Origin of the sequence: Kitasatospora sp. MAP5-34 (assembly GCF_029894335.1) — a bacterium.
Classification (GTDB): Bacteria; Actinomycetota; Actinomycetes; order Streptomycetales; family Streptomycetaceae; genus Kitasatospora.
In genome coordinates this window covers 44,445-59,714 of the sequence record NZ_JARXZC010000033.1, presented here as the reverse complement: position 1 = coordinate 59,714, position 15,270 = coordinate 44,445, and the positions used below count along the sequence as shown (strand labels likewise).

The following is a 15,270-nucleotide window of genomic DNA, read 5'->3' as shown; positions in this document are numbered from 1 at the left end:
CGGCCGGTCGGGGGCAGGTGCAGGCGGTGGGGTGGGGCGTCACTCGTCCAGAGCCGCGTTGATCGCGGCCGTCACCGTGTGCACGTACGGCGGCCGGACGACGCCGTAGTGGGTGGTGGCGAGCCGGTGCCGGCTGCCCGAGGCCGGGAAGTACCGTTCCCACAGGGTCAGTTGCTCGTCCGGCGTGCCCTGCCGGGGCAGTCCCGCCACCGGCTGCTCCGCCAGCCACAACTGGCCCGGGGTGGCGGACAGTTGCGGCAGCTCGTGGTCGGCCATGCTCGCCAGATTGGCCCGGCAGCACTGCGCGAGCCGTTCGGCGTACGCCTTCGCCTCACCGGTGAACGATGGGCCACCGTCGCCGAGTTCATGGGCGAACACGGCTTCGAGCTGCGCCTCGTCGTAGCCCTGGAACAGCGAGCCCGAGCCGGGCGCCGGCGGGTCGAGCAGGTAGAGCCCCTGGGCCGGGCGGCCGGCCGCCTCCGCCTCGGCCGCCATTCCCATCGCCGCCCAGGCGCCGAAGGACCAGCCTGCCAGGTACAGGCGCCGCGTGCGGTCGGCGAAGTGGCCGTGCAGGGCGGCGTGGTAGCGGCGGGCGCGTTCGGCCAGCGGCCATCCGGGCGCACCTGATTCGGGCAGTCCTGATTCCGGCAGTCCTGTTTCCGGCGGACCGGACTCCGGCAGGCCGGTTCGGCGCAGGGCTGGGTCGGCGATGAGGCAGACGGTCAGCCGCCGGTCGATCGCGGACACCAGGGACCGGTAGGCCTGGATGTCGCCACCGACCGGGTGCACCAGGCACAGTACGTCGCGCCCGGTACCCTCCTGCCAGATCTCCAGCACCACGTCGTCCGAGTCGCGGGGGATGGCCTCCTCGAGTCGGGCCAGGATCTCGTTGACGGAGACCTGATGGCTCAGCCGGGACAGTTCGAGTTCGACTCCGAAGTGCTGTTTGACCGAGCCGATCAGGTCGAGCATGGTCAGCGAATCGGCGCCCAGGTCGTACAGGGCGTCGTCCGGGTCGATCCGGTCGACGCCCAGCCATTCGCAGAGCCGGTCGGTGAGGTGGTCGGCCGGGGAGAGGGCCTCCTCGGCCGTGCCGGCGGGCGCGGCGGCCGGAGCCGAGGCGGTGTAGAACACCCGGGACTCCTCGATATCCGTGGTGGAGACCAGGAGTTGGGGCAGCTGGAGCGCCATGGCCCGGGCGAACACCCGCTTCCCCTCCTCGATCGTCAGGCCGGTTGCCAGATGGGCTTGGTGCCGGGCGTCGGTGGACGGCACCCGCAGCGCCATGCCCGTCTCCCGCCACACGTCCCAGTCGATGCCGAGCCGCACAGTGGCCTGCGGGTCCGTCCCGGTGCCGCCGGGTCGATGGTGGGCGAAGCCGTCGAGCAGACCGTTGGCGGCGGCGTAGTCGAGCTGGCCGACCCCGCCCAGCAGGGCCGACATGGAGGAGCAGTAGACCGCGAGCGCCGGTGCGTACCGCTCGATCAGCCGCTCGACCAGCAGGGCGCCGCCCAGCTTGGCCGCCTGGCTCGCCGCTACGGCGTCGCGCCGGACGATCAGGCCGCCCGACCCGACACCGGCCGCGTGCGTCACGCTGTCGAGCCGCGCGGTACGGCCGCCCACGCGCCGCAGGATCTCCTCCACCCCGGCGTCCTGGGCCAGATCTCCTTCGATCAGGTCCACCCGGGAGGCCCAGCGCGCCAGTTGGGCGGGCAGCTGGGGCCGTCTGGCCAGCAGCAGGACCCGGCCCTCGGTCTGCTCCAGCAGCCAGGCCGCCACGCTCGCGCCGATACCGCCGGTACCGCCCAGCACCAGGTGGACGCCGTCCCCCGGTGGGATCATCGGCGCGGTGGCCTCTGCCACCGGAGAGATGGCCTGCTGCCACCAGTAACCCTGCCGCAGGGCCAGCTGCCTGGTGTGCCCGGCGCCGTCCCCGGTGAGCAGGGCGGCCAGCGGCGCCGCCCAGTCGGTCAGGGCGGCGCTTGGCAGGTCCACCCAGCGGCCGTCCACAGGGATCTCCTGCGGAGCGACCTCGCTGATCCCGGCGAGCAGACCCAACTCCGGTCGCTCGACGGCTCCTTCGACGGGTCGGGCTCGGTACGACAGCCACCACAGGCGCGGTCGGGGCGCTCCTGACATCCCGGCGAGTGCCTGGACGAGGGCGGCGGGCGCATCGACGCACGCCCAGCGGGCCTGCTCCAGGGAGCGCCGGCCGACCGGGCCCGCGACGCCCAGGGGCAGTGCGTGCAGCCAGTCGATCCTCTGCTGCCCCGCCTGTGCGGTCACCGCGTCGAGCAGCCGGCGCAACGAAGCGGGGTCGGTCGCATCGACCTCGAAGACGTCGTCCCCGTGCCGGGCGAAGGCGTCGGCCGCGCTCACCTGCACGACCCGGGCGTACGCCGCCTCGAACACCCGGAGCGCCGCAGCGGGCGCCGGGCCGTCCGTGACCACCACCAGTACGGCGGACTCGCGGAGGCCACTGTTGGTGTCGCTGCTGCTGCCGGTACTCGCTCGGCGCAGCCGCACCCAGTGCGGCTGGCTGAGCCAGTCGGTCTCCGCGAGCCGTTGCGGACCCTCGGGGACGGCGGGTGCGGGGTGGACTGCCGTACGCTCGAAGTCGTAGTCCGCCAGCTCGAAGGCCGGCGGGGGGAAGTCCCACGGCGCCTGCGCCGGGCCCTGCGGCCAGTCGAGGTCGTACCCGTCCGCCCAGGCGTCCGCCGGCTCGTCCGCAGGACGACCGGTGGTGGGAACGGGCGTCGCGTCCGGCTTCATCGGCGCGACCGGTACGGCCGTGCGCAGCCAGTCCACCGCAGCGGACGCGTCGGGGCAGACTGCCGCCAGACGCCACTGCCGGGCCGGTCGGCCGGCCTGGAGGTGCCGCAGCACCTCGCCGTAGGCCTCCGGGTGGGCGGCCAGGTAGTCGGCGATGCGGGTGGCATCGGTACGCAGGGCGGCCGCACTGGTGGCGGACAGTACGAGGCAGGTGTCCGGGGCGGCCGCCGGAGCGCCGGGATCCGTCGGCGGGACCGCCTCCAGCACCACATGGGCGTTGGTGCCGCCGATGCCGAAGCTGCTGACCGCCGCCACCCGGGGACGGTCGGCGGGCCAACTGCGGGCGGTGGTGGGGATGTAGAAGGGAGTCGGGTCGGCGGTTATGTGCGGGTTGAGGGCTCGGAAGTCGACGTTGGGCGGGATGACGCCGTGGTGGACACTCAAGGCGGCGCGGATCAGTCCGACGACACCGGCGGCGGCACCCAGGTGGCCGATCTGGCTCTTGACCGAGGTCAGGGCGCACCGACCGGACTCGGCGACGCCGAACGCCTGCCGCAGGGCGTCGACCTCGACCGGGTCGCCCAGGCGGGTGCCGGTGCCGTGGGCCTCGACGTAGGCGAGGTCCGCGCCGGTGCGACCGCTGCGGCGCAGGGCGGCGCGGATCACCTCACGTTGGCCCGCGAGTGAGGGCGCGCTGTAACTGAGCTTCTCGGAACCGTCGTTGTTGAGAGCGGAGCCGGTGATCACCGCGTAGACGGTGTCGCCGTCGCGCCGGGCGAGCCGCAGTGGTTTGAGTACCACCACGCCGATGCCGCTGGCGCCGATCGTGCCGCTCGCGTCGCCGCTGAAGGGCCGGCAGTGGCCGTCCACGGAGAAGATGTGCTGGGGCTGGTAGCGGTAGCCGCCGGTCAGGGTCGGGTCGACGAGCACGCCGCCGGCCAGCATCACCTCGGCGTCGCCCTGGCGGAGCAGGCTCGCGGCGAGATGGACGGCGACCAGCGAACTCGCGCAGGCCGCCTGGGCGGTGAAGGCCGGGCCGGTCAGCCCGAGATGGTAGGCGGCCTTCGTCGCGAGGAAGTCCTTCTCGTGATGCAGGGCCATCCGGAAGCCGTCGGGCAGCCAACCAGGGTCGGCCTCCCGCAGCATGGCCTGGAAGTACGTGTTCTCGCCCGCCCCGGCGATCAGGCCGACGCGCGGACCGGACGACGGATCCTGGATTCCGGCATGGGCCAGCGCCTGCGTGCAGGCCATCAGCAGGTGGCGTTGCTGAGGGTCCATCAGCCGGGCGTCGTAACGGCTGATGCCGAAGTGGTCGGGGTCGAAGGCCAGCGGTCCGTCCAGCTGACTGCGCGCCCCGACCAGGCCGTCCGCCGCGTCGAAGTGCTCGATGCCCCGGCCGGCGGTGGTCACCAGCTCCCAGAAGGAGGCCAGGTCAGGGGCGCCGGGGAGGCGCACGGCCATGCCGATGATGGCGATCGGTTCGTCGGCCGTCACGGCCTCGGCCCGAGCGCCCGTGGTGTCGGTCGTGCCCGTCGTGCTGGTCGTGCTTTCAGGCCCGTCGAGGAACCGGGCCAGCCGCCGTACGGTGACGTGCTCGAACAGCTCGGCGACCGTGAATCGTAGACCCAACTCGGTTGTGCAGCGCAGGTGGTAGCGCATCAGCGTCAGGCTGGACGCGCCCGCCTCGAAGAAGGACCGGTCGGGGCCGATAGCCGCGCCGGTCACCGCCTCGAACGCCTCGGCCAGCCGGGCTTCGAACTCCGACAGTACGGGCCCGCCGCTCGCGCCTCCGCGCAGCTCCTCGCCCGGTGAGCGCAGGGCCCCCGCGCGGTCGAGTTTGCCGCTGGGGGTGCAGGGCAGGGTCTCCAGCCGCCGGAAGCGGTCGATCCGTACGTAGGCGGGCAGCAACGCGGCCAGGTGAGCTGTGAGTTCCTCGGCTGTGGGTGTCCGTCCGCGATCCTGGAAGCAGGCCGTCAGGAGCTCGCCGTCGCGTGCCACCACGGCGTTGACGATCTCCGGGTGCCGCAGCAGGGCCACCTCGATCGATCCCAACTCCAGCCGGTGACCGCTCAGTTTGATCTGCTGGTCGTCGCGGCCCAGGTAGTGCAGCAGGCCCTCCCGGTCGAAGCGGGCCCGGTCGCCGCTGCGGTAGAACAGGCCCAGGCCCGGCAGTTCGACGAAGCGCTCGTCGTTCGGACCGTCCTCGCCCTCGCCGAGGTAGCAGCGCTCGGCCATCGTGCCACCGATGAGCAGGTCGCCGGGGCAGCCGGCCGGGACCGGTTGGCCGGCCTCGTCCACCACGCGCAGCACGGCGCCGCCGACCGGTCGGCCGATGGCGGGGCGGTCCGGCCAGTGGGCGGGGTCGCCATCGAGGCACAGGCTGCTCACCACGTGCGTCTCGGTGGGGCCGTAGTGGTTGAACAGCCGGGCGCCCGGCAGGCCGGCGAACCAGCGGCGGATGGCGTCGGTGCAGACCAACTGCTCACCTGCGGTGACCACTTCGCGCAGCTCGGCAGGGTAACGGCCGAGGTGGACGGCGTGCTCGGCAAGGAGTTGCAGGGCCACGTAGGGCATGAAGACGCGCTCCACCCCCGCCGACTCCAGCTGCGTCAGCAGGGCGGGCCCGTCCTGCCGCCAGCCGGGCCGGACCAGGTGCAGGCGGCCGCCGCCGCAGAGCGTGCCGAAGATCTCCTGGAAGGAGACGTCGAAGGACAGCATGGAGAACTGCTGGGTCACGGCGGGCGCTCCGAGGCCGCCCGCCTCCGCCTGCCACTGGAGCAGGTTGCACAGGGTCCGGTCCGACACCTGGACGCCCTTGGGAGTCCCGGTGGAGCCCGAGGTGAAGAGGGTGTAGAGCGGCCGGACGCCGTGGTGCAGAGGAAGCACAGGCGCGGGCGGGCATACGGGCGCCAGCGTGACGGTGTGTCGCGTCAGCCTGTCCACATCGCCCGCGTCGAGCGCGTCGAACGCCGCTGCGCCGCCCGGCGGCAGCAGGACGCACAGCGGGTCCGCCTGTTGCAGGATCAGCCGGAGCAGGTGCGGCGGGTAGGACGGGTCGAGCGGCACGATCGTCAGGTTCAGCCGGGCCAGCGCCAGCAGCGCCACCACGTGCTCGACGCACGGCTCGAAGTACAGCGCGACACGGCGCGGGCGGTCGTCCTCGTCCGGTACCGGGTAGGCCGACCGCAGTTCGGTGGCGAGCGCGGCCGCGTGGGCGTCGAGTTCGGCGTAACTCAGCGTGCGCAGACCGTCGTTCAGGGCGGCCGCGTCCGGGGTCCTGGCGACCTGCCGGGCGAAGCCGTCGGCCACGGTCGTGTACGTCAACTCCGTGGCCGGGCCGTCGCCGTGCTGCGGCAGGCTGTCGCGGTAGGGAGCGGCCAACTCGGCCACGGTGACAGGTTCGCCGGCGGCGAGCAGGTCCAGGCCCCGCCGGAACAGCCCGGCCATCGCCTCGACCTGCGCGGCGTCGAAGTGGTCGGCGGCGTACTCCCACACGCAGTCCAGGTCGCCGGCGTGCTCGGCCACGAACAGGGTCATCGGGCACTTCGCCTCGGCCGGCGCCCACCACAGCGGGCGGGCGGCGCAGGACGGCAGGGCCAGTGCCCCGAAGTCGGTGTTCTCCTGGACGAAGAGGATGTCGAACGGCGATTGCCCGGCCCCCGGGCCCAGGTCAGCCAGCACGTCGGAGAGCGTGACGTCCTGCCGGTCCAGCACCTCGCGCACCCCGGCGCCCAAGTCCCTTAGCTGATCACGCAGTTCCTCACCGGGTGTGAGGGACAGCGGCAGCAGCACGGTGTTGGCGAACATGCCGACGCTCGCCTCGAACTCCTGCACCGGCCGGTTCGCCACCGGAGTGGCGACCCTCAGCCGGGTCCGGCCGGTCACGGCGTACAGGCTCCAGGCGAAGACGCCCAGCAGCAACTGGAAGCGGGTCAGGCCAAGTTCGGCGCAGAGCCGGTCGACGTGGGCGCGGCGCACGACGTCCAGCGTGGTGTGCAGCAGTCGTCCTTCTGCCATCGGGCGGGTGCCGCTCGGCTGCAGCGGCTCGGCGACCTCGGCCAAACCGGCGTAGTGGTCCCGTAGTTCGGCGCGTTGCGCGCGGTACCCCGGGTGGGCGGACCAATCGGCCTGCCAGTGTGCGAAGTCCAGCGGCGTGAGCGCGGGCTGCGCCGGGTACGATGGGTGCTGCTGGTACCCCGCCGACAGGTCGCGGAAGAGTACGTTGAGCGACCAGCCGTCGACGGCGATGTGGTGCAGGTGGAGCAGCAGGACGCCGCCCCCGTGCTGCGGCAGCCAGCAGGTCCGCAGCATCCGGGGCAGGGCCAGGTCGAAGGGGAGCGCGAAGAACGCCTCGGCGAAGGCCCGTTGGCCGTTCTCGTCCTGGGGAGTGGCGGTGCCGGGGTCGGTCCAGGGGTCGTACGGCTCGCCGACCACCTGGCGCAGGCCCTCGGGCGTCGCCTCGAACCCGGTGCGCAGCGCCGGGTGTTGGTCCACCAGGCGTCGCAGCGACCGCCTCAGTGCCGTGGCGTCGACCGGACCGTCGATCCGCACGGCGGTGGTCACGTCGTAGGCGCGGGATCGCGGCGAGCGCTGCTGGAAGAGCCACAGTCGCTGCTGCTCGCTGGTGGCCGGTGCGGTGCGGGCCTCGGTGGGCCCGGCCGGTACGGGATAGTGCGCCTTTCCGGCGGCGCGGGCGGTGGCGACGGCCTCGGCGAGCGAGGTGAAGTCCCCTCGCAGGACTGCGGATTGTGGCAGGTCGCAGCCCCAGCGGCGTCTGACCTCGAAGCGCAGTCGCAGCGCCTTCAGTGAGTCGCCGCCGATGGCGGTCCAGCTGTCGTCGAGCCGGGGGTCGGGCATCCCCAGCACCTCGGCCACCAGCTCCAGCACCTCACGCTCCCAGGCGGTGGCGGCGGGGCCGGTTCCGTTCGTCCGCCGCCAGGCCGGGGTGTCGCGGGCCAGCAGCGCGGCCTGGTCGACCTTGCCGTTGGCGTTCAGCGGCAGCGCGTCGAGGAGGTAGAGGTGGTGGGGACGCATGTAGGCGGGCAGCCCGTTCGCCAGGTGGCGGTCGAACTCCCCGAAGGTCAGCTCGCCGTCGGGCACGAGGTAGGCGAGCAGCTCGTTCGGGCCGTACTCGCCGTCGCGGCGGGTGCAGACGTATGCCTGCCGCACGGCCGGGTGCTTGACGATCTGCCGCTCCAGCTCGCCGGGTTCGATCCGGAAGCCGCGTACCTTCACCTGCCGGTCGGCGCGTCCGACGTACTCCACGACGCCGTCGCCGTCGGCGCGGACCAGGTCGCCGGTCCGGTAGTAGAGGTCGCGGCCGTCGTCGTACCAGGGCAGCCGGACGAACCGCCGCTCGGTCTCCTCGGGCAGATTGCGGTAGCCGGCCGCCAGCCCGGCTCCGGCCAGGTGGAGTTCGGCGACCTCGCCGGGTGCGGCCTCCCGGTCGGTGCCCGGTACGACGAGGACCGCCAAGGTGTCGGGCAGCGGGCGTCCGATCGGGACGACGTCGGCGGCGAAGTCCCGGGGGATGGGGTGGCAGAGTGCGAAGGTGGTGGTCTCGGTCGGGCCGTAGACGTTGTGCAGCCGGGTGGGGCTGTCCGCGTTGTGACGGTACCAGCGGTGTATCAGCCGGGAGTTGAGCTGCTCGCCGCCCACCAGCACCTGCCCGACGCCGGCGAAACAGTCGGGGACGGCGTCCACCACGGCGTTGAAGAGTGCCACGGTGACGAAGAGGGTGTCGATCCGTTCGCGTAGCAGTGCCGCCGCCAGCCGGTCCGGGGTCTGGACGTCCGAGTCGTCCATGATCACGCAGCAGCCGCCGGTCAGCAGCGGCGCCCAGACCTCGAAGTTCAGCGCGTCGAACGCGGGGTTGGACATGCAGGCGTAGCGCGCACCCTGCTCCAGCTCGAGGTACCCCGGGCGGGCCAGCCGCAGGACACCGCGCTCCGTCACCTCAACTCCCTTGGGGAGGCCGGTGGTTCCGGAGGTGTAGAAGAGGAAGGAGACCGGCGCTCCGGTGAACGGGGCCTCGGATGCGGCACGGTGGGCGAGCAGGGCGGTCACCGGGAGAGCCCGTACGCCGTCCGGCAGGTTCTCGGGCGCGGTGTCCGCGTGGATCAGCGCCACGGCGGCGGAGTCGGTCAGGATGTGATGACGGCGCTCCGGCGGGCTCTGCGCGTCGAGTGGCACGACCCTGGCGCCGACCCGGAGGATGCCGAGCATCGCGCAGACCAACTGCCAGGAACGGGGGAGGTGGACCGCCACCGCCTGGCCGGCCTGGACTCCGCTGCGGCGCAGCCCGTCGGCCACCGCCGCGCCGGCCGCGTCCAGGGCGGCGTAGTCGAGCCGCTGGTCGCCGTCGACCAGCGCGAGCGCGCCGGGGGTTTGCAGTGCCCGGGCGTGCACGCCCTGGGCGAGGCCCGTGATGGGTTCGGTGCCGAGTCGCATCACGCCTCCCGCACGGTGTGCAGGTCGGACGGCCCGGCGGAGGCGGGCTGAGCCGGTACCCGCACCAGCTCCGCCACGATCAGCTTCGCGATCTGCGGCACCGCGTCGCTCTCCAGCATGTCCCAGTGGCCGCAGCCCACCGGTTCCACCAACAGGCGGTCACCGGCCCGTCGTTGCCAGAACGCGCGGGCTTCGTGCTCCACGTCCTCGTCCTCCCCGGACGCCTGGACGAACACCAGCCGGGCCGGTGACGGCGGCACGAGGTAGGCGCGGGCGGACATCCGGTTGTGGTTGTAGATCCGGAAGTACCGGTCGATCTGCGCGTCCTCGATGCCCGGGTACATCCCGTTGAACCTGACCAGCTTCTCGCGGAAGTCCGCCGCCTCGACGGGCTCGATCGCGGCCCGCTCCTGCGGGTCGTCGGTGCTACGGCTGTCGAGCAGGACCACGCTGAACCGGGGGTGTCCGGCCTCGGCCAGCAGCCGGCCCATCTCGTGCGCGACCAGGCCGCCGTAGGACAGCCCGCACAGCACCAGCGACTCGTCCGCGCGCGGCTCGACCAGCCTCAGGTACTCCCGCGCCATGGCCTCGACGGTGGGCAGCGGCGTCTCGCCCGGGTCCAGGCCGGGCGACTGGATGCCGTACACGCCGATCTCCTCCGGTAGCGCGGCGGCGAGCGACAGGTAGCAGAAGGCGGTGCCGCCCGCCGGGTGGACGCAGACCACCCGGCGGCGTCCGTCGCCCTTGCGGAACTCGATCAGGTTTCCGCTCAACTGCCGGGCCGTGCCGGTGCGCAGGCGCTCGGCGAGGGTCTCGATCGTCGGGTGCGAGATGACGTCACGGATGGGCAGGCTGTCGCCGAACTCCTCGCGGACGGCGGCCGCCACCTTGATGGCGGAGATCGAAGTGCCGCCGATCTCGAAGAAGTTGTCGGTGATGCTGATCGCGGGGTGAACCAGCACCCGTGTCCAGATGCGGTGGAGGGCCAGCTCGACGTGGTCGCGCGGGGTGGCCGTGTTGACCTGCTGAGGAGCGGCCGTCCGGGCCTGCCGCAGCAGCTCGGCGCGGTCGAGCTTGCCGCTGCGGTTCAGCGGTAGCGCGGGCAGTTCGACGAAGAGCGCGGGAATCATGTAGTCCGGCAGCCGCTCGGCCAGCGCGGCGCGCCACTCGTGCGGCTGCCTCGGCTCGGTGTCGCCTCGGCCGATGGCGGCCACCAGGCGTAGTTCGCCGGCGTCGTCGCGGTCGGCGAGGACAGCCGCCTCGCGTACACCGGACACCGCCAGCAGCGCCGCCTCCACCTCGCGGGGTTCGATCCGGAAGCCGCGCAGCTTGACCTGGTCGTCCCGGCGGCCGAGGAACTCGGCGTTGCCGTCGGGGAGTCGGCGGGCGAGGTCGCCGGTGCGGTAGATGCGCTCGCCCGGTACGAAGGGGTCGGGGAGGAACCGTTCGTCCGTCAGGTCCGGGCGGTTCAGGTAGCCTGCGGCGAGTCCGGCGCCACCGGTCCAGACCTCTCCCGTGACCCCGGTGGGCACCGGCTGGAGCCGTTCGTCGAGCAGGTAGAGGCGGGTGTTGCCGAGCGGCCGGCCGATCGGGCAGGGCCGGTCGAGGGGCTGCGGGTCGGTGTAGAAGGTGCAGTAGACGGTGCTCTCGGTGGGGCCGTAGCCGTAGCAGATCCGCAGGCCGGGCAGCACCTGCGTCATGCGGTGGAGCGCGATCTCCGGGAGGGACTCCACTCCGGTCAGCAGCTGGCGCAGCGCGAGTCCGGCGAGCCGCTCCTCGGGCGCCTCGTCGATCCACCGGACGTACGCCGGGGGCAGGAACGCCTGGACGATGCGGTGTCGGCGCATCCAGTCCAGCAGCGCCTCGGGGTCGGCGCGCAGGTCGTCGGGGACGAGGTGCAGTACGGCACCCGTGGTGAGCGGCAGCAAGAGCTCGTGGATCGTCGCGTCGAAGCTGATGCTGGACCACGCGGAGCTGGCCTCACCGGGTGTCGGGCCGAACCGGGCGAGCCAGGTGTCGAGGAGGTTGAGCACACTGCCGTGCGTCACCGCGACGCCCTTGGGGCGGCCGGTGGAGCCCGAAGTGTAGAGCACGTAGGCCAGCTGCGACGGGCCGACCGCGACTGCGGGGGCGTCGTCACGTACACCCTCCGCCTCGACCGAGCGCAGGTCCTGCCAGTCGTCCGTGGTGCTCAGTACCAGGGCCGGCGCGGCGTCCGTCACCATGGCGGTCAGCCGCTCGATGGGCTGGCCGGGGTCGAGCGGGAGGAAGGCGGCGCCCGCCTTGAGGATGCCGAGGACACCCACGACCAGCTCCGTGGACCGTCCGGCGTGCAGGCCGACCACCTGGTCGGGGCCGATCCCGCGCGCGATGAGCGCGTGCGCCAACCGGTTGGCGCGCCGCTCGAGTACGGCGTAGTCGGTCCGCCCATCGGCACAGACGAGCGCCGGGCCGTCCGGGTGGGCCCGTACCCGCGCCTCGAAGCGTTCGATCAGGCCGCCGAGCCCGGAGGGCGGCACGGCCTCGGCGCCCTGGGTCGCGTCCCAGTCCGTGAGCAGTCGGTGGCGCTCGTCCGGGGCCATCAGCGTGAGCTCCGCGACCTGCCGGTCAGGTTCGGCCACCATCTGGGCCAACACCCGTCGCAGGTACCCCGCGTAGCGTTCGGCGCTCTCGTGGTCGAACAGGGCGGTGGCGTAGTCGAGATGGCCGACCAGCCGGCCGTCCTCCTCGGCCAGCGACAGCGCGAGGTCGAACTTGGCGGCGGCGAACGGGATTTCGAGGGGATCAGCCTCAATACCCGGCAGGTCCAACAGGCCGCTGCGCGACGGCTGCCAGGCGAACATGGTCTGGAACAGCGGTGAATGGGCGTTGCTGCGCGGCGGGTTGACCAACTCCACCACCCGCTCGAACGGCAGGTCCTGGTGGTCCAACGCCCCACGGACGGCGGCGCGCGTCCGGCCCAGTGCGGTGGAGACCGTCGGCGCGTCGGACAGATCGACGCGTACGGCAAGGGAGTTGACGAAGAAGCCGATGAGTCCGGCGAGATCGCGGCTGCGGCGGTTCGCCGTCGGTACGCCGACCACGAGGTCGGTCTCCCCGGCCAGTCGTGACAGCATCAGGGACCAGCCGGTCAGCGCGGCGACGAAAAGGGTGCCGCCGTGCTGCCGCGCGAGCGTGCGCAGGCCGGCCGTCAGCTCCTCGTCAAGGTTGATCGCCACCCGGCCGCCGTGGTGGTCCTGCTCGGGTGGTCGGGGCCGGTCGGTCGGGAGCTCGAGCAGGGGCGGGGCGCCGGCCAGGTTCTGCTGCCAGTAATCCGCCTGCGCGGTCTGCTCCGTACCGTCCATCCACTCGCGCTGCCGACGGGCGTAGTCGGCGTACTGGAGGGGCAACGGCGGCAGCGGGTCGTCGTCACCACGGAGGAACGCCGAGTAGAGCGCGGTGAGTTCGCGCATCATGACGTCCATCGACGATCCGTCGAAGACCGTGTGATGCATCGTGAGCAGCAGCGCGTGGTGGTCCGGGGCCAGGGTGACCAGGCGGCCACGGGCCAGCGGGCCGCTGCCCAGATCGAAGGGCGCGGTGGCCTCCGCACGTTGCAGCGCGGCCAGCCGGGCTTCGGGATCGGGGACACCGGTCAGGTCGTCCGTCAGGAGGGGGTAGCCGATGTCCGACCGGTCGATCCACTGGTGCACCTCGCCGCCTGCGGGGACAAGGCGGGTACGCAGCACCTCGTGCCGGACGACGATCGCGTCCAGCGCCCGGGCCAGCACCCCACGGTCCAGCGGCCCGCGCAGCCGGTGCACGACCGACTCGTTGTAGGCCTCACCGGCGCCCGTCAGTTGAGCCAGCGTCCAGAGCCGTTGCTGCGCGAAGGAGAGCGGCTGCGGTTCGGTCCGCGCGCCTGCTGCCGACTCGTCGGCATCAGGTCCTGGTACGTCGCGGTGGCTGCTGGTCGTCGTCGTGGGGGAGGTGCGTATCGTCGGCAAAGCCAGCTCTTTCCTCGGAGCGGAGGACAGTTGGGGAGGCGTGCGGGGTCGACTCACCGGCCCGGCGGGCGGGCGGGAGGGACGGTGACTACTCGACGGGTGCACTGCTGCGACCGCAGGCACCTGGTGTGGTTCTCGGCGGTGCCCCCGCGATGGGGCACCGGGGTGTTCCCCGTTCAGGCGGACTCGGTGTCCGGGGACTCAGTGGCAGGCGGACTCAGTGTCTGGCGATGAACGATGACTGTGTACGCCCGGCGCCGCCGGAACGGCCGCCTTCCGTACGTGCCCCTCGGCGGAGCGGACTGTCCGCACGGTTTGAAGCCACCATCTCACCCACCGCGTGCTCATTTCCCCGGCAGGACAGGCAGTCAACGGCCGACTGTCTGAATAGGGAGAAGGTTGGTTGCCGTTCCGATCTAACGTCTCGCCTGATGATTGATCATGTCGCCGGAGGTGTCAATGCCCGATCGTCTCCGCAGGAGTAATGCGTGTTTCAGCGTCTGGACCAGGCAAGCAGTCCGGGGGCGGGCAGTTTGCGGGTCGGCCGCCGTTCCATTCCGGCCATGCCGGAGTGGGAATCCGGTGTCGCCCGGCCGGGGGGACTTGACGCGGCCTGTGCCGCTCGACACCTGTGCTGCCAGGGCCGTCCGGCCGTGACTTCCCGGCAGTCGATTCCGCGCGGACGGGCGACCTGATCGCCGTGCGCCGGGCCTAGCCGTACGCCCGCCCCACCCCTACACTCAGCCGGACATGAGGGTCTCTCATGTTCGGCCGGATGGGGTGGACCATGGACCGCACCGCCCTCGACGAGCCCACCACCCGCGTGACGGCACGCTGGACGGCCTCGCTCAGCCTGGCGAACCTCGCGGTCTTCCTGGGCTTCTTCACCCCGATCCAGATCCTGCTCCCGTTGCAGCTCGAACACCTCGACGCCGCCCACAAGGCCGGGCTGCTCTCCTGGGTGACGGGAGTGGGTGCCCTGGTCGCGATGCTGGTCAACCCGCTGGCCGGAGCGGTCTCGGACCGGACGACCAGCCGGTTCGGCCGTCGCCGCCCGTGGATCCTGGCCGGCGCGCTGATCGGTGCCGCCGGCCTGCTCTGCACGGCCGGGCAGCACGGGCTGGCCGGCATCGTCGCCGGCTGGGCGCTCGCCCAGGCGGGTCTGAACATCATGCTGGCCGGGGTGACCGCGCCCGTCGCCGACCAGGTGCCGCTCGCGCAGCGGGCCGTGGTGTCGGGGTGGACCGGGATCAGCCAGTCGCTGGGGCTGGTGGTCGGGGCGCTGCTGGTGACGGTGGTGGTGAGCGGCGTCCTCCCCGGCTACGCGCTGACCGCTGCGGTCACGGTCGCCCTCGCGCTGCCGTTCGTCCTGTTCTGCCCCGACGCGGTACTCGCGCCGGAAGCCCGGGCCTCCTTCAACCTCCGTACGCTGCTGGCCGGTTACTGGGTCAGCCCGCGCCGGTACCCCGACTTCGGCTGGGCTTGGCTCACCCGTTTTCTGATCAATCTGGGCAACGCGATCGGCACCCTCTACCTGCTCTACTACCTCACCGACGCCGTGCACTACCCGTCCCCCGACAACGGCGTCCTCGTCCTCACCGCCGTCTACACCCTCGCCGCCCTGCTCACCGCGATCCCCAGCGGCGTGGTCTCCGACCGCACCGGGCGCCGCAAGGCGTTGGTCGCCGTCTCCTGCGTGGTGATGGCGCTGGCCGCCCTGCTGCTGGCAGCCGTGCACACCTGGCCGGCCACCGTGCTGGCCGCTGCGGTGCTCGGCGCGGGTTACGGGATCTACCTCGCCGTCGACCAGGCCCTGGTGACCCAGGTGCTCCCCGCCGCCGCCGACCGGGCCAAGGACCTCGGCGTGATCAACATCGCCAACTCCGGCCCCCAGGTGCTCGCCCCGGCCCTCGCCGCCCCGATCGTCGCCCACCTCGGCGGCTACGGCGGCCTCTACACCGCCACCGCTCTGGTCACCCTGCTGGCCGGCCTGCTGGTCCACCGCATCCGCAGCGTCGCCTGACGGACGTTCCGCTGCGGTGGTGCGGGCGCCCAGCGCGAG

3 protein-coding genes are annotated in these 15,270 nt (G+C 72.4%); 1 reads left to right on the top strand and 2 read right to left on the bottom strand.

Annotated features, from left to right (window positions below):
• Positions 1–39 precede the first annotated feature (39 nt).
• Complete coding sequence (locus tag P3T29_RS24100) at positions 40–9,222, bottom strand: non-ribosomal peptide synthetase (protein WP_280718697.1); 9,183 nt, start codon at positions 9,220–9,222, stop codon at positions 40–42.
• Positions 9,222–13,208 (bottom strand): amino acid adenylation domain-containing protein, encoded by a 3,987-nt coding sequence (locus P3T29_RS24095; protein WP_280718696.1) that lies wholly within the window; start codon positions 13,206–13,208, stop codon positions 9,222–9,224. Before P3T29_RS24095 ends, P3T29_RS24100 begins: the two co-directional genes overlap by 1 nt.
• Before the next feature lie 787 nt (positions 13,209–13,995).
• On the opposite strand from P3T29_RS24095, the gene P3T29_RS24090 reads away from it, so the two are divergent.
• Positions 13,996–15,231: an MFS transporter gene (locus P3T29_RS24090; protein ID WP_280718695.1), complete on the top strand. Its 1,236-nt coding sequence runs from the start codon at positions 13,996–13,998 to the stop codon at positions 15,229–15,231.
• The last annotated feature ends 39 nt before the right edge of the window (positions 15,232–15,270 follow it).

What these genes read in the sequence shown, in the direction of transcription:
- P3T29_RS24100 (WP_280718697.1), bottom strand. Translation starts at nt 9,222, where the DNA reads ATGCGACTCGGCACCGAACCCATCACGGGCCTCGCCCAGGGCGTGCAC.
- P3T29_RS24090 (WP_280718695.1), top strand. Translation starts at nt 13,996, where the DNA reads ATGGACCGCACCGCCCTCGACGAGCCCACCACCCGCGTGACGGCACGC.